General features: G+C 33.8%; 16 protein-coding genes. 8 read left to right on the top strand and 8 right to left on the bottom strand.

Translation table 11 applies throughout. The features are described from left to right. Positions 1–44 precede the first annotated feature (44 nt). Together ACGK9U_RS10710 and ACGK9U_RS10705 are read left to right on the top strand one after the other, a co-directional pair. A complete protein-coding gene (locus ACGK9U_RS10710) occupies positions 45–1,331 on the top strand; it encodes a serine hydrolase domain-containing protein (protein ID WP_394466369.1) in 1,287 nt (428 codons plus the stop codon). Positions 1,332–1,578: 247 nt separating this feature from the next. Further along, a complete protein-coding gene (locus tag ACGK9U_RS10705; protein WP_394466368.1) occupies positions 1,579–1,959 on the top strand; it encodes a hypothetical protein in 381 nt (126 codons plus the stop codon). Between the two features lie 159 nt (positions 1,960–2,118). Here ACGK9U_RS10705 and ACGK9U_RS10700 read toward each other — a convergent pair whose 3' ends face one another. Then, positions 2,119–2,952, bottom strand: a complete 834-nt coding sequence (locus ACGK9U_RS10700) for an alpha/beta fold hydrolase (protein ID WP_394466367.1) — start codon at positions 2,950–2,952, stop codon at positions 2,119–2,121. A gap of 394 nt (positions 2,953–3,346) precedes the next feature. Here ACGK9U_RS10700 and ACGK9U_RS10695 point away from each other — a divergent pair, with 394 nt between their 5' ends. Further along, a complete protein-coding gene (locus ACGK9U_RS10695; protein WP_394466366.1) occupies positions 3,347–4,291 on the top strand; it encodes a hypothetical protein in 945 nt (314 codons plus the stop codon). Positions 4,292–4,599: 308 nt separating this feature from the next. Here the strand turns inward: ACGK9U_RS10695 and ACGK9U_RS10690 are convergent, their stop codons facing one another. Further along, the gene (locus tag ACGK9U_RS10690; protein WP_394466365.1) at positions 4,600–7,854 is read right to left on the bottom strand and encodes a P-loop NTPase fold protein; all 3,255 of its coding nucleotides are present in this window, start codon (positions 7,852–7,854) and stop codon (positions 4,600–4,602) included. A gap of 239 nt (positions 7,855–8,093) precedes the next feature. Here ACGK9U_RS10690 and ACGK9U_RS10685 point away from each other — a divergent pair, with 239 nt between their 5' ends. From ACGK9U_RS10685 to ACGK9U_RS10665, 5 genes are all read left to right on the top strand, one after another. Further along, the gene (locus ACGK9U_RS10685; RefSeq protein ID WP_394466364.1) at positions 8,094–8,888 is read left to right on the top strand and encodes a hypothetical protein; all 795 of its coding nucleotides are present in this window, start codon (positions 8,094–8,096) and stop codon (positions 8,886–8,888) included. A gap of 417 nt (positions 8,889–9,305) precedes the next feature. Next, positions 9,306–10,139 carry a flagellar motor protein MotB gene (locus ACGK9U_RS10680; protein ID WP_394466363.1) on the top strand — a complete coding sequence of 278 codons (834 nt, stop codon included), beginning with the start codon at positions 9,306–9,308 and terminating at the stop codon, positions 10,137–10,139. Positions 10,140–10,449: 310 nt separating this feature from the next. Beyond that, the gene (locus ACGK9U_RS10675) at positions 10,450–11,067 is read left to right on the top strand and encodes a YqaA family protein (RefSeq protein ID WP_394466362.1); all 618 of its coding nucleotides are present in this window, start codon (positions 10,450–10,452) and stop codon (positions 11,065–11,067) included. 66 nt (positions 11,068–11,133) lie between these two features. Continuing rightward, positions 11,134–11,430, top strand: a complete 297-nt coding sequence (locus ACGK9U_RS10670; RefSeq protein WP_394466361.1) for a DUF3817 domain-containing protein — start codon at positions 11,134–11,136, stop codon at positions 11,428–11,430. Further along, a complete protein-coding gene (locus tag ACGK9U_RS10665; RefSeq protein ID WP_394466360.1) occupies positions 11,423–12,670 on the top strand; it encodes a mechanosensitive ion channel family protein in 1,248 nt (415 codons plus the stop codon). The genes ACGK9U_RS10670 and ACGK9U_RS10665 overlap by 8 nt, the downstream gene beginning before the upstream one ends. Positions 12,671–12,914: 244 nt before the next feature. On the opposite strand, the gene leuB is transcribed toward ACGK9U_RS10665, so the two are convergent. The 6 genes from leuB to ACGK9U_RS10635 form a co-directional block, all read right to left on the bottom strand. After that, positions 12,915–13,973, bottom strand: coding sequence for a 3-isopropylmalate dehydrogenase (leuB, locus tag ACGK9U_RS10660; protein WP_394466359.1), 1,059 nt, complete (start codon positions 13,971–13,973; stop codon positions 12,915–12,917). A 133-nt stretch (positions 13,974–14,106) separates the two neighbouring features. Further along, on the bottom strand, positions 14,107–15,630 hold the full coding sequence (locus ACGK9U_RS10655) for an alpha-isopropylmalate synthase regulatory domain-containing protein (RefSeq protein WP_394466358.1): 1,524 nt from the start codon (positions 15,628–15,630) through the stop codon (positions 14,107–14,109). Beyond that, positions 15,631–16,227, bottom strand: coding sequence for a 3-isopropylmalate dehydratase small subunit (gene leuD / locus ACGK9U_RS10650; RefSeq protein ID WP_394466357.1), 597 nt, complete (start codon positions 16,225–16,227; stop codon positions 15,631–15,633). It abuts the gene before it with no gap. A gap of 103 nt (positions 16,228–16,330) precedes the next feature. Further along, the gene (gene leuC / locus ACGK9U_RS10645; RefSeq protein WP_394466356.1) at positions 16,331–17,725 is read right to left on the bottom strand and encodes a 3-isopropylmalate dehydratase large subunit; all 1,395 of its coding nucleotides are present in this window, start codon (positions 17,723–17,725) and stop codon (positions 16,331–16,333) included. A 233-nt stretch (positions 17,726–17,958) separates the two neighbouring features. After that, a complete protein-coding gene (locus ACGK9U_RS10640) occupies positions 17,959–18,345 on the bottom strand; it encodes an acyl-CoA thioesterase (protein WP_209651820.1) in 387 nt (128 codons plus the stop codon). Positions 18,346–18,351: 6 nt separating this feature from the next. Further along, on the bottom strand, positions 18,352–19,245 hold the full coding sequence (locus ACGK9U_RS10635; protein ID WP_394466355.1) for a DUF72 domain-containing protein: 894 nt from the start codon (positions 19,243–19,245) through the stop codon (positions 18,352–18,354). Between the last annotated feature and the right edge of the window lie 112 nt (positions 19,246–19,357).

The following is a 19,357-nucleotide window of genomic DNA, read 5'->3' as shown; positions in this document are numbered from 1 at the left end:
ATCCAAAGCTAAATGATAATTTACTTATGTTCAGATTCAAAATCTTGAAAAAACCAATACGCATCATTTTTACACTTTTTGTGATTACCTTAAGTGTTATTATACCTGTTTCAATTCCTGAAGAAGGTGTAATAATATCAAACGATAGTGTTGATAAACCTTTGGTCAATCAGAAAGAGGTGAAATTGTATAAAGTGCATCAGCAAAATTTGAAAGATGCCCTTAATACATATTTTAAAAAGGCTATAGCTTCAGGAGATATTGTAGGATCCGGAGTTAGCATTGTTAGAGGAGATTCTATCGTAATCTCTGATGGATTCGGCAAAAAGAATATTAGTTTTAATGATGGTGTCGATGAAGAAACAATATTCCGACTCGGATCGTTGTCCAAAGGGTTTACAGGTGTTTTGGCTGCCAATTTAAAGTATGAAGGCAAATTAGATTGGTCAGATAAGGTCAGTGACTATATTTCTGGATTTCAGTTGGGAGACAGCAATAATACCAATCACATAACACTGGCCAACATTTTATCGCATACTTCAGGGACACCTTACCATAGTTACACTAATCTTATTGAGGCAGGATTGCCATTAACGGAAATTGCCAGTCGCTTTAAAGCTGTAATACCAATTAGCAAACCAGGTTCGATGTATAGTTATCAGAATGCTATGTTTGCACTTTCTGGTGAAGTGATGCATCAAGAAACCGGACAAGATATTTCCACATTATTAAATACTAAATTTTTCAAGCCATTGCAAATGGATCATACCTCAATGGATTATGAAACTTTAGCACAAGCAGAAAATGTTGCCTTACCGCATTCAAAAAGGCGCCACGGCTGGAAAACCTTAAAACTTAACGATCATTATTACAATGCTGTGGCTGCAGGAGGCATCAATGCCAGTGCACTCGATATGGCCAAATGGATGCAGTTATTGTTGGGCTATCATCCGGAAATTATGGATAAGACTGCTTTACAGGAAGCGTTTAACCCATTTATAGAAATTAAGGGGCACAGCAAATATTACCAGCGTTGGCCAGGGCATGTAAGCTCTTACTATGGCTTTGGGTGGAGAATCCATAAATTTATGGATCAGGATGTGCAAAAAACCATCTTGCATCATGGAGGAAGTGTTAACAATTACCGAAATGAAATAGCAGTCTATCCTGAAGACGATTTAGGGATTTGCGTACTTTTGAACAGTAATTCCAAATTGGCAAAAACGGTAATTCCAGATTTGTACAAGATCGTGAAAGATGTGTTTAACGATACCAATTCAAAAATTACTTCTGATCACAATACAAAAGTTGCGTCAATTTTTAAACTTTAAAAACTGTTCTGGTATTTCAAGAATGTACTCGCCGCAACTCTGGTAGTAACTGGTTTTAAAAGCATTGGCAATGTCTCTAATAACTTCTCGCAGAAGCAAAGACTTTACTTCTATTTTAATCATCATTATTTGTTTGCAAAATTCCGTAAATATAATACCCAGTATGTGGTAGCAAAAAGTATGTTATACAAATCTTAAAGCGCTTGACAAGTGTGTTATTTTTTCATATATTAAGAAGAAAAACATCATGAAACACACACTTAACATTTTAATATTTTTATTCACCACCACAGTATTTGCGCAATATCCAGATACTTTATATGGTACAGCGGAAACCAGAAAAATGGCCCAGGAAATAACCAGTGCCTATGATGCGAAATTAGGTTTAACGGGAACACAATGGCCTATATTTGAGAATAAAATTAGAGATTATTTAGAGCTGTCCCAAAAAATTAAAAACACCAATGAAGGTGCAGCAGAACTGGATGCCCTAACAGAGTTGGCGGTAAAAGAATCACTAGACATGCAAGATATTTTAACTAGAATTCAATACAATCTTTATAAAAAAATACGCCAAGATATTCAGCCCTTAAAAGTGGTAAATCCAAATGAAGTTAGTAATAAATAGTTCATCTTTCTCAATGGTTTGAGTTATGCAGCCAGATTAAGCGAATAAGTACTAGGGAATAGCAATACAGTTTTTGGTTACATTTATAAAATGAAAAAGTACAGTTTTTTGTCAAGAGGGAAACTGTACTTTTTTGAATATATATAGAGTTGAATGATGCTAAGAATTTAAAAAATCGATTAAGAGTTTATTGAGTTTATGTTTGTGGGTGATGTTCAATCCATGCGGCCCGCCTTTAATGATATGATATTCACTATTTTCAATGCCTTTAGCAGCTTGGTCTCCCGCTGTTGCTATGGGGACAATTTGGTCCTCGTCGCCATGAACAATCAGGCAAGGCACAGTTACATGGGCTAGTTCAGGTCTAAAATCGGTTTCCGCCCAAGCTCTGGCTGCTTGTATGGTAGCTCGGGGAGAGGCATGGGCAGCGATGCTCCAATCGTAATCCAATTGGGCTTTGCTTACGATGTTTTCCAGTGGGCCATCCACAAAATTGTAAAATTTTTTATGGAAATCCTTTAAAAAGCCAACGCGGTCGGTCTCCAAAGCATGCAAAATAGTATCTAATTTACTTTGTGGAACGCCATCGGGGTTATCAACTTTTTGTGCCACTAACGGAATGATGGAACTTATTAAAGCGATTTTACTAATATTTTCGGTACCAAAATCGGTGCAATAGCGAACTACTTCGCCACCGCCCATAGAAAAACCGACCAGCACAACATCTTTAAGTTCCAATTGGGTAATGATTTCATGTAAATCGGCTGCCAAGGTTGAATAATCATAGCCGTCCCAAGGTTCGGAAGACGAACCAAAACCACGACGATCGTAAGCAATGCATCTGTAACCGGCTTGCACCACCGCCCAAATTTGTTGTTCCCACGATTTATGCGATAAGGGCCAACCGTGAATTAATATAACGGGCTGTCCTGTGCCATAATCCTTAAAATATAAATCGACTAATGCGTCTGTGCTATTATTTGTTATAAACATGATGTATGTCTTTTTAATTACAAGCATGTAAAATAGCACTTGCTATAAAAAAAAATGTGTTGTGTTGCATTAATTTTTAACTCAAAAGGGTAAGGGTTTAGCATAAGCGTAGTCAATAAAGGGTTGAGCCATTCACATACAGCAGGCGAACCGCTTTCTGGTAGTGCTGTATTACACTTAGTGCCACTTTGAGCTAAAAACCACGTACAAGAGGAGCGGGTGTCTATCAGTTTTCCAACACAGGGGGAAGCGAATCCGTACTAGGAAATTATAATGGTTATAATATCTTATTAGTCGAAACATCTAAATATGTTATACACGCCTGAGCCTTAAATTCATCAAAAAATCACGTATCTTTAAGATTCATTGTTAAAGCTAAAATTACAATCTATCTATGAAATATTTTATGTCCTGTCTGCTTGTTGTACTATTTTTTGGTTGCAACGAGGTAAACCCAAAAAGCGAAAAAGATGCAGGTGCATTTGTAAAACAATGGAACGCTGCCCATACACCCATAAAAGCAGCTTTTCTTGAGCCTTATTATTTGGATGTTGTTACCTATTACGACAAAGAGTTTACCAATGACCAAGTACAGCAAGACAAAAATTTACTGTTTCAACAATTTCCAGATTATACACAGCGTATTAATTACGACCAATTAAAAGTAACCAAAGTAGAAGGGAGGTTTTTGGTAACATTCAACAAACAAGTTACATACAATGGTATAGAGGCCAATTATCCCTCATATATGGAATTAACTATTAAAAATGGGAAGTTTAAAATACTTCGAGAAGGCCTGTCTAAAAGCGCCAAAAATCTGGACGCTCCCATTTTTCCGAGTGCGCGCTCAGGTAGTGTCGTGCTTTTAAAAAACAGGCAACTTTTTGGCGATTTTAATGGCGATGGGCTTTCAGACTATGCCACGGTACTGTCTCCCGAAATACAAACCCCTATCCCTACCAATGTCCAAAGCAACGATACCGTGGTATGCAAAGGTGGCTGCAACAGTGTTATTATATTTAGCAATAAAAACCTTAAACCCATTACCATAGAAGGGGCCTACCAGTCGCAACTGGAAAATCTTAAAGACCTAAATAGCGATGCTGCCGATGAGATAGGTTTTTGGGATATAAAACCCACCACCAAAAGCCTGTATGTTTTTGATGCCACCAATGGCAGGTTACTAACAGAGCCTATCGTTATCAATACCACCGTGCATAAAAACCTAAAACTTATTGATGTTTTTAAAAAATCAGGCGTTAATAAAATTACCGTGACTTCCAGTGAACAAGTAGAGGGGAAGTGGGTTTTGAAGAGTAGGGTGGTGGGGTTGAAGTAAATGTTATTATAATGTACCGCGTGAAGCCTGTCTCGAACTTATTGAGAGATAACTTGAGCTTTGCTCACCTCATTTTAATTTGATAAAGAGGTGTTCGCGAATCTCCTTTGTCGATTTGGTTATAAGCAGGACAGAACGATAATAAATAGTCCTGTGGACTATTTTAGTGAATAGGCCAGATGGCGCTTTGGCAGACTACAGTTTCTTTAAAAAAATTTATTCTAAAAGTTTCTTCTGTAATTTTAATGGAACACGCTTTTTACGAAGCGACGATAGGAGCGTAGTGAAATGTGTGTGGAATGGAGCATTTATTTAAATTTCATTATTAAAGCAGATACTTTTGATTTATGTCTTTTAGTTGGATTCTTTAAGTTTTCCGCAAGTTTAAGAATACTTTCAATAGTACTTTGGTATAGATCTTTTTTGTTTAGCTTTAAGAAGTTATTTAAGTAGTTTGTATTGATTGGACTGTGATTATAATGTTCTACATAGCTTTTAATTATATTATTAAAAGCTGATTTATGAATAAACTTTTTTGCAGAAAAAATCCAATCATAAGGCGGGTGTTTTTTAGAGCAGACTTCTAAAAGTAATTTTTCTTGAATTTTTGATTTATGTTGAACACCAATAAATCGAACAAATTTTTGAAATTTACTAAAATTACTTTGGGTATTCAGATAGTTTACAAAAGAATTACATATTAAATCATCATTCTTTAAAGTATGTATATCATATACATACTTTTCCAAGTTATCTGGACTTAAGTTGTCAAGAGTAGTTGAATATAATTCTTTTTCTTTTTTGTAAATATCACTTAACCAATTGCCTGAAATATTTGTTAATGTTGGATAACCTTTACTGTAAAAAAAGTATTGTAATACATTATCCATTAAAACACTTTTTTGTACTTCAGTAAGACCTTTCTTGTCTTTAGTTTTATTAAACATTAGCATAAGTGTCTTATAAAATGCTATTTCTTTATGAACTTTTAATTTGCCTATGATTATATCAAAAAAGTTCCAAGGAAATGGAGCAAAGTGATTTACAATATTTTGATAAATACCATTAATGCCTAAACTCAATTTTTTATAATCTGTCCTTATGAAATGGGAATTAAAATACTTTTCCATATTTGCTACTAAAGCAAAATCATTATTTAACTTCATATAATTAAAAAGAAGTCTGTAGAACTCAATATAGAAATCAATTTCATCATCATTTAATCCACTACGATATTCCACAATTAACTTGGTGTGGATAGTATCAAATAAAATTTCATCTACATCAAGTATTTCTAAATCAGTTTTTAATATTAATTTATTTAATCTATAAATAATGTCTTTAATTTCAAAAACACCTTTTGCGGTAGTACTTTTTAAATTATACTCAGTTTTAAGTTTTCCAAAAAAGTAGTTAGTGAATTCAGATAATATTAATTGGTCCTTTATGTATTTTTTTTCAATATACTCATCTGTAATATTAATAAGTACATCAATCACTTTTTTATCTTCTATTTTATTTTCATTTAATAATTCCAGCATTTTGTCTATAAATTCGGAATCAAGTAAGGATTGAGTAATTTCTAAATTATCTTTAAATACTTTATAATCTGTCAATAACGTATTATCTTCTAATATTTTGCTTTTTAAGTTAGAACTTAATCCTTTTATTAATCCAGGGTGCTTTTCAAATACATTTATAAAGATTTGAATTTTTCCATGTATACCTTTTATAGTAGTATCAGGATTAATTGACCTTTTAAGAAAATCAAATAATATATTATATAGTTTTTTATAATTAAGTTCAAAATAAAACCATTTAGCAGAATTACAAAATTCTTTAAAATCATTTAAATTAGGTATTATATCATTAAATTGATTGTTCGAAAAAATCCTATTTATAAAACTATAAGACTTTAAATTATCTTTAATTTCATTTTGAAACTTTTCATGAACTAAAACTTCAAATAGCATTTCTGAAACTGGTAAAGCAATTGATTTATAATCCTCAAATTTATTACTATTGTAGTCATAAACATTTTCAATTTGATTAAGTAATAACTCAACATTTTCTTTAGTTAAGTTATTTTCAACATCTATTGATAATAAGTCATAGATTTCATTTAATTCTCCATTTTCAATATATTCACGTAGTTCATCTGGAATATCTTTATCTCTGTCAATGTTTAAAATAAATGGTTCAACATTACTAAAATGAACGTCAATATTTCGTTTAAAAAATCTTTTTTGATTTCGAGTTAAACCAAAATCTTGATTATCAATTTTAATAATAAATTTATCTTCAGTTTGATTAATTTGATATTTTAATGCTGTATTAATTTTGTTTAAAAAATTAATATCATCTAAAACTCTTTTGTAGAGTGAATTCCATTCTTGTTTTATTATCAGGAGTTTGATTAAAAAATCATCTGCTTGAGTAGTATATTCTAATTTGACATAACCTTCCTTTATTTGTCTATCAATCAAATCCCTTTCTGTTTGTAGGTTATTTAAAAATTGAATTATTTTTCTTGGATTATTTGTGAATTCTTGACATATGAGCCTTGTTCCTATACTTGACAATTCAAGATTATAATTTTTATTTAGAGCTTTTGTAAAATCAACTAATTCTTTTGGAGTAAACTTTTTTAATCTAATTATTTGATGGAATATTTTTCTTAAATATTCATCAGCATCGTCTGAATCTCCATTTAAAAAAGAGGTTATACCATTTTCGTCAACTGGTAAAATAAAAATGATGTTATCATTCTCTAAAAAGTTTTTAATTGATGATAGCGTGACCATAAGGTTCTCTTTATCACATCTATCAAGATTATCAATAACAACGACCATTTTCTTAAATATCGTTTTGCTGACAATCTTATCTTTAATCTTTTCAACAATATTTTTTTTAGATATACCAAAAATATCATTAGTTATATCTCTAAAAGTATCTTCAAATTTTTCTGGTTCAATAATTTTTGATTGCCTAGTTATATGAGGAATTACTCGGAAAAAATTGCCTGATATTGTAAATATGAAACTTGAAAATATTGAAAAGACAAGTAAAAGAAATTTTTCATTTCCTGATAAACTTGAAAAAAAGAAACTATAAGCTAATATGATTACAATTAATCCTATTGCATAAGGTAATAATTTTTGATAACTAGGTTGAACTTTTGTCTTATTGCTATTTTCTTTTGTAATATCTTGATAAAGTATCTCTTCTAAATCAGTTTCAAGTATAGCAGAAAATTCTTCATTTAAACTTCTTATAAAACTTCTTCTAAAATCATCATTGGAATATTTCCAAGCATCATATTTGAAATAAGCAATTTTATCCTTTTTATCCTCTTTATTATTTTCTAGAATAAAGTTTTCTAACGTCTTAATTATTGTAGATTTCCCGCTTCCCCAACCTCCAAATAGTCCAATATTTTGTTTTCCTTTTGATTGTTTAATAACTTCAAATAATGTCTCCGCATAAGGTTTTGTACCTAGTAAATCTTGATTCTCTGAATTTGACAAATCAAATTCTTTATCTTCTATAAATTTTACACTCATGTTTTTAAATATCAAAACCTACAATTTAACTATAATTAGCCAATTTTTTGTGTGAAATAACTTAACTTTTCAACAGAGTTATAAACTTTAATCGACCTCATAAAATTTTGGCTAAAACAATAGGAGAAATGAGCGTTTATATTTTAGGGGTCTAGTGAATCCGTTTATTAAGAGTTTTAATTATACGAGGAGTTCAAATTTTTTAATACCTTAGTGTAGTAAAAACAATACATATCTAAATGCCTAAGCAAAAAGGGCTTATAAAAATAAAAGGTACTCTAAATGGGCTAAGCTTTTACCCCCTTAAGGGAGCATATATTTCCCGTCGGGCTGTCGGGCCTTCCAAAGAGCGCATCCAATCAGACCCCGCATTTGTAAATGTAAAGCATAACAACCAGGAGTTTGGTGGTGCATCCAGTCTCTCAAAAACCATCCGTCAAGGCTTGGGCAAAACAGCTAAAGAATTTAAAGACAGCCACATGGCAAGTCGGTTAACGGGTGTTTGCAGTAAAATAATCAAAAAGGGGAGTGGTACACATGGCCAAAGAGAAGCCCATATAAATAACAATCCAGATGCCCTAATAGGGTTTCAGTTAAACAAAAATCAAGCGTTTAATCAAATATATACAGCAAAACCTAGGGTAACAAGCCATAATAACCCTACTAATATTACCGTAACCATACCAAAAATTTCAGAAAAACACCTTATAAAAGTCCCTGAAAATACCACACATGTGCAGTTTACAGCAGCACTGTGCATGGTATCCAAGGCACAATGGCAATCACAGCTCCAAAGCTACCAACCAATACGGCCAGAATGCCATGGTATAGGCACAAGCCAACAAACCATACCATTATTATGTAAAATAGAACATACAAACATTCAAATACAGCTAGAAACACCGCTTACAAACCAGATTTCAACAAATATAGCCATAACAGTGTGGTTAGGCATCCAATTTCTAAGGTTGCAGGACACACAATTAAAACCCGTGCCATCTATCAAAGCCATGCAATGCATCGCAGTACTTTAAACCTTCTCTAATATAGGGTTCATCCGTAGTTATCCCATGGCTACGCCATAACAACCCTTGGGTAACTTCACGGAAACTATATGTGTCATTCTGAACTTATTTTTAGAATCTTATTTTGTTTAAAACCTACATCATATTTAAGACCCTGAAATAAATTCAGGGTGACAAATTTCTTTTATAATAATTGTTATCGATATAGATCTAAAGGCACAACATCTACAATGACGTATAAATAGGCTGAAAATTGGCTATATAGAAATGATAACACTTTGTACTATAATTAATATTATGTAAAATAGAATATTTACAAACACCTCTACTTCAATCAAATATAAAATAATTAAAACTTTTTTTAAAACCTTGTAATCTATATCTGTTTTTCAACCGTAACTATAATCAAACAATAAAAATTATATTATGAGAAAAATAGCGTTCGTATTACTTGGAACAGTTTTAATGACAGCCTGTGTATCTAAAAAGAAATATTTAGCATTGGAACATGAAAATGGCGAAGTTAAAAGTGCTCTTGCAAAAACACAATTTGAAAAAGAAGAATTAGAAAGTAAATTTGCTAAAATTGAAGCACGTGTTGAGGCTTACAATTCTAAAATAAATGCGTTAACCGAGGAAAACGACGTTAAAATGGAAGCTGTTGGTGATGTGGCCGTTATTTCTAATGAAACCAAAAAGCACATGCGCAATACCTTAACTAAGGTTGACCAAAATAAATTAAGACAAGCCACTACCCTTAAAGATTCTATGAATTTAGCGGTGTCTTATAACTTACAAAAATCGTTGGATAACAGTACTTTAAATGAAGATGAAGATATTGCTATTGATATTGATGAAACGGTGGTAATGATTTCTATTTCAGATAAAATGTTATTTGATACAGCTAGTTACCGTGTAAGCAGTAAAGCAAATAATATTTTACAAAAATTGGCAAACGTTATAAACTCTGAGCCTAGTATTGAAGTAATGGTTGAAGGCCATACCGATGCCCGCTCTATAAATACTGATAAAATTGCCGATAACTGGGATTTAAGTGTACTACGTGCTACATCGGTAGTTCGTGCGTTACAGAACAAATACAATGTAGCTCCTGAAAAACTAATTGCCTCTGGTAGAAGTAGCTACTTGCCTGTTGCTGGTAACGATACCAAAGAAGACAGAGCAAAAAACAGAAGAACCCGTATTGTAATATTGCCAAACATTAATAAATTCTTTGCGCTTATGGCGTCGAATGAGTAAAAATTTCAAGGCAAGCCTCGGGTATTATACCCTTTGGCGGTGCCAATAACAAAACCCTCTTAATTAATCCATTGAAAAAGGCTGCTTATAAATTATAAGCAGTCTTTTTTTTGTTCATGGCTATTAGCAGTAAAGTCAATTACTTCCAAAATGTGACAGTCTGAGCTTGTCGAAGACCCTGAACTTGTTTCAGGGTCTCATAAAACAGAATACAAAACAAGTGTTATAAAATTATTAAAATTGCCCATTTTACGGGATAAAACCTATTATTTGGAGTATATTTGTACTCTTAAAAAAAGTAGAGTTTTTTATGAAACCCAAGTCTAAATCAAAAACAGAAAAATCGCGTTGGCAACTGCTGCATCAGTATTACAGCTACACGGGTTTTTATAGTTTTGTTTGGCAAGCTGTAAAAAATGCATTGCCTTTTATTATACTTATTGTTGTTGCTATTTATGTTGTAAACCATTATTTTGACATTAATGCAGCCTTGGTTCATTTAACCGAAACACTTCCCGTTTATGGTGTTTTAGGCTTCTTTTTTTTATCTGAAACATTATTGGGTTTAGTCCCCCCCGAAATATTTATTGCCTGGTCCGGTAAAATGTATGCGCCCTGGTTGTTTTTGTCAGTTTTGGCCATTTTATCGTATTCTGGTGGTTTGCTGTCTTATTACATCGGTCAAATTATTACCAAAATACCCAAAGTACATACCTATTTAGAGGTTAAAATGGAAAAACAGCTAAAAAACTCCAGAAAATGGGGTGGGTTTTTAATAGTAGTTGGTGCCCTACTGCCACTACCCTTTTCAATTTCCTGTATGGCAGCTGGTATTATTGGATTTCCGTTTAGAAGCGTAATGGCTTACGGTTCGTTGCGTTTGCTTCGCTTTTTGATTTACGGACTGGTTATTTTCCACGTTTTTTAAAAAAAACTTAAAGGGGTTTACTTTTTAAGTATTGTACCATATTTTTGCACACAAATTATATATTCTATGTTTTCATTTCTTAATATTTTCAGAATTACGGCACTTTTAGAAGGTGTATCTTATATTTTATTACTGTTTATAGCAACTCCGATGAGACACCTATATGATCAGCCTCAATATGTAAAAATGTTAGGTTTGCCGCATGGTATCTTGTTTATGGGTTACGTAATTATGGCATTTATGCTTAAAAAAGATATGAACTGGAACACCAAACAGTTTGCTGAGGTTTTATTGGCATCCATCATTCCGTTTGGTACTTTTTATATAGATAAGAAGTATTTAAAGTCCCTAAAGAATGGATAGTTACAAACATTTTATATACGATTACCTTTTAACCCTTAGCACCAACGAAGTCGTAGCAAAATACCTGAATATGTTGGGATTGGCCATTGGGCTGTTCATCATTATTTTTCTCATCGATTTTATTATCAGAAAGGTATTGATTGGTGTTTTTTCCCAATTTGCTTCTAAATCTAAAACAAACTTTGACGATTTATTGGTAAAAAACAAAGTACCTAGAAACATAGCGCACATCATTCCTTTATTGATAGCCATTGAGTTAGTGCCTTTTGTTTTTTACGACTTCCCGAGCTTTGAAACCGTAATGGAACGTGGTTTAAAAGTGTACGCCATTGTACTAACATTATGGATTGTACGCAGCATTTTAAACACCTTTAAAGATTATTTTAAAACCTTACCTAATTTAAAGGACAAGCCTATAGACAGCTACATACAAGTATTCATGATTTTTGCATGGGTAGTTGGTCTGTTTTCAGCCATTGCGCTTATTACACGCACACCGTTTGTACATTTTATAACAGGTTTGGGTGCTGCTTCGGCCATAATCATCTTAATATTTAAAGACACTATTTTAGGGTTTGTAGCCAGTATACAAGTATCTATAAACGATATGGTGCGCATTGGCGATTGGATTACCTTTCAAAAATATGGTGCCGATGGTGATGTTATTGAAATAAACCTTGCCACGGTAAAAGTGCAGAATTTTGATAAAACCATTACCACCATACCCACTTATGCCCTTATTTCCGATTCGTTTCAGAACTGGCGTGGTATGACCAATTCGGAAGGCAGACGTATCAAACGTGCCTTGTATATAAAACAAAGTGGTGTTAAATATTTAACGGAACAGGATGTTGAAGACCTTAAAAACATTCAGTTAATAACGTCGTATTTAGATACCAGACAAGCCGATATCAATACTTACAACGAATCCAATCAAGTTAATAAAGAATTATTACTGAACGGAAGAAATTTAACCAATTTAGGGGTCTTTAGAAAATACATCGATGCGTATTTAAAACATCATTCGGCCATCAATAAGGATATGATGATTATGGCACGCCAATTGGCACCAACCACCCAAGGGATCCCTTTAGAAATTTATGCGTTTAGTTCTGATAAACGTTGGGAAAACTACGAGTACATCATGTCCGATATCTTCGATCATCTAATAGCAGCACTACCCTACTTTGATTTAGAGATTTTTGAGTTGCCTAGTGGTAGTAGTTTTCAAAACCTATAAATCTGAGTTCCATTTTTTAACACAATGATTTTAAATAAGCTGATATTGACCTGCGAGGTTTTAAAAACCTTGTAGGTCTTTCAAGTCGGCAAACCATACCTACAAGGTTAAAAAGAAACCTTGCAGGAAAGTCCTAATAGTTCGTGTCTCATAGGACTAATCGAAGGTAGGTCATAAAATAAAAAGACCTCACAGGTTTTTAAAACCTGTGAGGTCTGAATAATATTATATAGAATATTTCCTTCTAGATATTAGCTGCTAACCAATCCCCTACTTCTTTAGTACCATACGATTTTCCGCCATTGGCTAAATCTTCAGTTACAATACCTTCAGCTAATGCTTTGTTTACAGCATCTCTAATAGCTTTGCCTTCTTCAGGTAAGTTAAAAGCAATTTCAAACATCATAGCGGCAGATAAAACCATAGCCATTGGGTTTGCAATATTCAAACCAGTTGCTTGTGGATAAGACCCATGAATAGGTTCGAACAACGCAATATCAGATCCCATAGATGCCGATGGCATTAATCCCATAGATCCTGAAATAACCGATGCTTCATCCGTTAAGATATCACCAAATAAGTTTTCAGTAATTAAAACATCATAGCTATTTGGCCATTGTACCAAACGCATCGCTACGGCGTCCACCAACTCATAAGAAACAGTCACTTCTGGATAGTCTTTTTCCATAGCCTGAACGGTTTCTCTCCATAAACGTGACGTTTCCATAACGTTAGCTTTGTCAACACAACACAATCTTTTAGAGCGTGTCATTGCTAATTCAAATCCTTTTTTAGCTAAGCGTTGTACTTCAGCACGTGTGTAAACACAGTTATCAAAAGCGGTTTCACCACCATCTCTTCTACCTTTTTCCCCAAAATAAATACCTCCGGTTAACTCACGTAAAAATACTAAATCGGTTCCTTCAATACGTTCTTGTTTTAAAGGTGATTTATCCAATAAAGAAGGAAACGTAAAAGTTGGTCGTAAATTGGCAAATAAGCCAAGTTGTTTACGCATTTGAAGCAACCCATTTTCTGGACGTACTTTTGCAGATGGATCATTGTCAAAACGTGGCAGACCAATAGCACCAAATAAAACGGCATCAGAAGCTAAACAAACCTGATGTGTTGAATCTGGATAAGGCTCTCCAACAGCATCAATAGCTGCAGCACCAGTTAAAGCCGGTTTCCAAGTTATTTCATGTCCAAATTTTTTAGCAACCGCTTCACTAACTTTTTGTGCTTGCTCCATGACTTCAGGTCCAATACCGTCACCTGCTAAAACTGCTATATTAAATTTCATAGTAATTTGTTTCTATTATTTATTGTTATTCTTTATTAATTCTAAATTCGTAATTCAAAAACTTGCTTAAGTAAAAAAGGATGCCGCTACGATCACTAACAACCATTAATTCATCATTCTGAATTCGTAATTCTTAATTCGTAATTATATTCAACATTTTCTCCGTGGCTTTAATAGCAGAAACCGTTTGATCGGAATCCAAACCACGAGTTTTAAATTCTTTTTCTGGGCTTTTCCATGTAATTATGGTTTCACACAAGGCATCCGAATGGCTCCCAGGTGGTATTCTAACCGCATAATCTATTAAATCTGGCAATATCTTTTTCTTAGTAATGTAAATACTTCTAAGAGCATTCATAAAAGCATCAAATTGTCCATCACCTTGAGAAATCTCTTCATAAGTTTCACCGTTTATAGATATAGAAACCGTTGTTGAAGGTTTTAAGCCTTTCGCATGTGTTAATACATAAGAGTTCACTTTAACCTTTTCTTCATAGGAATAACTATCCAACACGTCGGAAATGATATATGGTAAATCCTCTTTGGTAACCACTTCTTTTTTATCTCCCAATTCAATAATACGTTGGGTGACTTTCTTTAAATCTTCATCGTTAAGCTGAAGCCCTAGTTCCTGTAAATTCTTTTGGATGTTAGCCTTCCCCGAAGCTTTTCCTAAAGCATACTTTCGGGTTCTACCAAAACGTTCCGGCATTAAATCGCTAAAATACAGGTTCTTTTTATTGTCTCCATCCGCATGAATGCCAGCAGTTTGTGTAAATACATTGGCACCAATGATAGGTTTATTTGCAGGAATCATGATTCCTGAAAAGTTTTCAACCAATTTACTTACGGTATATAACACCTTTTCGTTTACAGCTATTTTGATGTTCGGCATAAAATCATTTATAACCGCAATAGTACTTGCCATAGGTGCATTGCCTGCACGCTCGCCCATACCATTTATAGTTAAATGCAATCCATCAGCACCCGCATTTAGAGCAGCCATAACATTGGCAACACCTAAATCGTAATCGTTGTGTGCATGAAAATCAAAATGTAAATTAGGATAGGTGCTCTTAATTTCTTTTACAAACTCATAAGATTCATTAGGTGTAAGAACACCTAAAGTATCTGGAAGCATGATACGCTTCACTGGTTGTGTTTTTAAAAACGCTAAAAACTCAAAAACATAGTCTTTGGAATTGCGCATCCCATTACTCCAATCTTCTAAATAAATATTGGTTTCGATACCTTTTTCTTTTGCAAGAGAAATGGTTTCTGAAATTTCTGTAAAATGCTGACTAGGAGTCTTTTTTAACTGGTAAGTTAAATGATTTAATGAACCTTTGGTTAGCAGGTTTTGAACCTTGGCTCCTGCTTCAAGCATCCAATTGATGGATACGCCTTTATCAACAAAAGTCAGCACTTCAACCTTGTCTAAATAGTTGTTTTCCTTAGCCCAATTGGTAACGCTAAGGACTGCTTGAAATTCGCCTTCAGACACACGTGCAGAAGCAATTTCAATACGATCAACTTTTAATTCTTCCAGTAAAAGTTTCGCTATGGTTAGTTTTTCAGAAGCAGAAAACGACACGCCCGAGGTTTGTTCACCATCGCGGAGTGTCGTATCCATTATTTCAATTTTTTTTGGAGTCATTTACAGTAGTAAGCCGTTTGCAAATGTTTCTATCTCTCCTTTTATGTTCTGTAAGTAATCAATATCATCAAAACCATTCAGCATATTTTCTTTTTTGTAGCTATTGATTTCAAAAGATTCTTGAGCACCAGTAGAAAGAATGGTAATGGTTTGATTTGGAAGATTTACTTCAATTTCTGTATTCGGGTCGTCGTAAATAGCATTGAATATTTGTTCTGAAAATTCAGCTGAAACTTGAACAGGTAATACACCCACATTCAAACAGTTATTTCTGAAAATATCTGCAAAGAAACTAGATACTACACAACGGAAACCATAATCGTAAACCGCCCAAGCAGCATGCTCTCTTGAAGAACCTGAACCGAAGTTCTTTCCCCCTACCAAGATTTTTCCTGAATAGATAGGATTGTTCAACACGAAGCTTTCTTTAGGTGTGTTATCGTTATTGTATCTCCAATCACGGAATAAGTTATCGCCAAAACCTTCACGCTTCGTTGCTTTTAAGAAACGTGCTGGTATAATTTGATCGGTATCCACGTTTTCTAATGGTAATGGAACCGCTGTACTTGTTAATGTTGTGAATTTATCGTATGCCATTTTTTTTATTGCTTTAGGCTATAAGCTATAAGCTATAAGCCGATAATAATATATTGTTTTTACTTTTTTTATGCCTAAAGCCTACAGCTTAAAGCATAAAGTATTATAGTAAATCTCTAGGGTCAGTAACTACACCTGTTACAGCAGCTGCAGCAGCTACTAATGGGCTTGCTAATAAGGTTCTAGAACCTGGTCCTTGACGACCTTCAAAGTTTCTGTTTGAAGTACTTACTGCATATTTTCCAGCAGGCACTTTATCATCATTCATTGCTAAACATGCCGAACAACCTGGTTGTCTTAAAACAAAACCAGCTTCAGTAAGGATATCTAAAATACCTTCTTCTTTAATTTTATCTTCAACTTCATGTGATCCAGGAACTAACCAAGCCGTAACGTGGTCTGCTTTTTTCTTTCCTTTCACAATAGAAGCAAATGCTCTAAAATCTTCAATTCTACCATTTGTACAACTTCCTAAGAATACATAATCGATTTTTTTACCAATCATTGCATCATTTTCGTTGTAACCCATATATTCTAAAGACTTTTTGTAAGTAGCAACGCCACCTTCAACAGCTTCAGCATTTGGTATGTTTTTAGAAATACCCATACCCATACCCGGATTTGTTCCGTAGGTAATCATAGGTTCAATATCACTAGCAGAAAAAGTTAATTCTTTATCAAAACTAGCACCGGCATCGGTTTTCAACGTTTTCCAATGTGCAACAGCTTTATCCCAATCTGCTCCTTTTGGAGATAATGGTTTATCTTTTAAGTAAGCAAACGTAGTTTCATCTGGAGCAATCATACCACCACGTGCACCCATCTCAATAGATAAGTTACAAACGGTCATACGGCCTTCCATAGTCATGTTTTCAAAAACATCACCTGCATACTCTACAAAATAACCTGTAGCGCCTGAAGTTGACAACTGAGAAATAATATATAAAGCCACATCTTTGGGCGTCACACCTTTTCCTAATTGCCCATTTACATTGATGCGCATTTTTTTAGGTTTTGGCTGCATGATACATTGTGTAGACAATACCATTTCTACTTCCGAAGTACCGATACCAAAAGCAATAGCACCAAAAGCACCATGTGTAGATGTATGCGAATCGCCACAAACAATAGTTGCTCCTGGGAATGTAATGCCATTTTCAGGTCCTACTACGTGTACAATACCATTTTTTTGGTGACCAAGTCCCCAGTGGCTAATACCATATTCAGCTGAGTTATCTTCTAATGCTTTTAATTGGTTAGCAGATAACGGATCTTCAACAGGTAAATGTTGATTGATTGTTGGGGTATTGTGGTCTGCCGTTGCAAATGTACGTTCTGGATACAATACTTTTAAACCGCGGCTTTTTAACCCAAGAAATGCTACAGGACTTGTAACTTCGTGAATAAAATGACGGTCTATAAAGAATACATCCGGTCCTCCTTCAATTTTCCTAACAACATGTGAATCCCATACTTTGTCAAACAATGTTTTGCTCATATTCTATTTTCTTTAATTTAAATCTCTTTTGAATGCTTTTTGCCAATACAGAACGATTAGCCAAAAGGCTGACAAAGTTAGGAAAAACTCCCGTTTTTATTAAGTATATAACAAATTTTAAGACCCCGGTTTATTTATTTTTGTTGTTTTATTAATGGAATCTAAAAAAACCGACAATCTTTTAAAAGAATAGCAATATTGGTTGTAAATTTTAAAGTAAGTTTGATTAAAAACTACTTCAACCTATCTACTACATATTCTATTTGTGTTTTTCCGTGAGGTTTTGCTTTCCCATCAGGACCTACATTTACCATAACTATATTAGAAATCGTTATAATGGTTTCGTGTGTCATTTTATTTCGAACTTCGCAGCTTAGGGTTAACGATGCTTTACCAAATTTCACAACATCGATTCCAATTTCTATAATATCACCTTGTCTTGCAGAAGCCTTAAAATCTATTTCACTAATGTATTTGGTTACTACTTTAGGGTTTTCAAGTTGAATGATGGTATATAATGCCGCTTCCTCGTCTATCCATTCTAATAATTTGCCGCCAAACAGCGTGCCGTTGGCGTTTAAATCTTCGGGTTTTACCCATTTTCTAGTGTGAAATCTCATAATTATTTATAGTAATGTTTGTTGTCCATTTGTATTATCATTAGGGATAACCAAATTATATCCCAATTCCTTATTCAGTTTTCTAATAAAATAAGCTGAAAGCAATGGTGATTCTTTTTCAATGTTTTGATGAATGAAAAAATCTATTTCCTTAACGCCTTGTACTTTCCAATCTTTTAAGCGGTCAATCCAATCGTCTAAACGATTATAATCGCTTGCATGGTTTGCACCCACATATCGTACAAATGCTGTGGCGTTTGTTAAGCGCATGTGCATGATGTCGCGCCTTCCGGCAGAATCTACTATAATGTTTGAAATATTATTGGTTTCTAAAAGTTGATACAATTCATTTGCTACGGAAGCATCATTATACCAATTGGTATGTCTAAATTCCATAGCCAACGGTATTTCTTTAGGCCATTCTTTAACAAAATTTATAACGCGGTCAAAATCTTTTGGAGCGAAATTATCATTCATCTGTAAAAAGATAGTGCCTAATTTTTCTTTTAAGTTGGATACATTGTATAAGTAATGCTCTACAACTTCTTTGGTTTCCTGTAAACGTTTCCAATGGCTTATTTCTTGGTTCAGTTTCGGGAAAAACTTAAATTTTTCGGGTGTTTTATCGTACCATGAAGCAAATTGTTCCGCAGGAAAAATACGGTAAAACGTCGCATTCAATTCTATTGAGTTAAATTGACTGGAATAATATCCCAATTCATCTTTGGTGCCTCTTGGGTAAAATCCTTTTAAATCGGTTCTGTTCCATTTGGCGCAACCTACATAAACCTCGGGGATGTTATCGTCCTTAAATTTATTTAAAACACGCTTGGTTTCTGGATGATCTGGCGGCAAGGTGAAATCTATTTTTTGAGGATTATCTACTCTTCCAAACTTCATTTATTTTTTTGCCTTAAAGATAAAAAAATCTTTGTTGTTAATAACCCCGTTAACAACTATAAACGCTTCAAAACGTTTTGAGTTTTAATATTTGATATTTTTAATAAAAACT

The organism is Mariniflexile sp. HNIBRBA6329, assembly GCF_043558645.1.
GTDB lineage: Bacteria > Bacteroidota > Bacteroidia > Flavobacteriales > Flavobacteriaceae > Mariniflexile.
This window is presented reverse-complemented; position numbering and strand designations above follow the sequence as displayed.

What these genes read in the sequence shown, in the direction of transcription:
- ACGK9U_RS10635 (WP_394466355.1), bottom strand. Translation starts at nt 19,245, where the DNA reads ATGAAGTTTGGAAGAGTAGATAATCCTCAAAAAATAGATTTCACCTTG.
- ACGK9U_RS10685 (WP_394466364.1), top strand. Translation starts at nt 8,094, where the DNA reads ATGCCTAAGCAAAAAGGGCTTATAAAAATAAAAGGTACTCTAAATGGG.
- ACGK9U_RS10665 (WP_394466360.1), top strand. Translation starts at nt 11,423, where the DNA reads ATGGATAGTTACAAACATTTTATATACGATTACCTTTTAACCCTTAGC.
- ACGK9U_RS10655 (WP_394466358.1), bottom strand. Translation starts at nt 15,630, where the DNA reads ATGACTCCAAAAAAAATTGAAATAATGGATACGACACTCCGCGATGGT.
- ACGK9U_RS10705 (WP_394466368.1), top strand. Translation starts at nt 1,579, where the DNA reads ATGAAACACACACTTAACATTTTAATATTTTTATTCACCACCACAGTA.
- leuC (WP_394466356.1), bottom strand. Translation starts at nt 17,725, where the DNA reads ATGAGCAAAACATTGTTTGACAAAGTATGGGATTCACATGTTGTTAGG.
- ACGK9U_RS10640 (WP_209651820.1), bottom strand. Translation starts at nt 18,345, where the DNA reads ATGAGATTTCACACTAGAAAATGGGTAAAACCCGAAGATTTAAACGCC.
- ACGK9U_RS10695 (WP_394466366.1), top strand. Translation starts at nt 3,347, where the DNA reads ATGAAATATTTTATGTCCTGTCTGCTTGTTGTACTATTTTTTGGTTGC.
- ACGK9U_RS10690 (WP_394466365.1), bottom strand. Translation starts at nt 7,854, where the DNA reads ATGAGTGTAAAATTTATAGAAGATAAAGAATTTGATTTGTCAAATTCA.
- ACGK9U_RS10670 (WP_394466361.1), top strand. Translation starts at nt 11,134, where the DNA reads ATGTTTTCATTTCTTAATATTTTCAGAATTACGGCACTTTTAGAAGGT.
- leuB (WP_394466359.1), bottom strand. Translation starts at nt 13,973, where the DNA reads ATGAAATTTAATATAGCAGTTTTAGCAGGTGACGGTATTGGACCTGAA.
- leuD (WP_394466357.1), bottom strand. Translation starts at nt 16,227, where the DNA reads ATGGCATACGATAAATTCACAACATTAACAAGTACAGCGGTTCCATTA.
- ACGK9U_RS10675 (WP_394466362.1), top strand. Translation starts at nt 10,450, where the DNA reads ATGAAACCCAAGTCTAAATCAAAAACAGAAAAATCGCGTTGGCAACTG.
- ACGK9U_RS10680 (WP_394466363.1), top strand. Translation starts at nt 9,306, where the DNA reads ATGAGAAAAATAGCGTTCGTATTACTTGGAACAGTTTTAATGACAGCC.
- ACGK9U_RS10700 (WP_394466367.1), bottom strand. Translation starts at nt 2,952, where the DNA reads ATGTTTATAACAAATAATAGCACAGACGCATTAGTCGATTTATATTTT.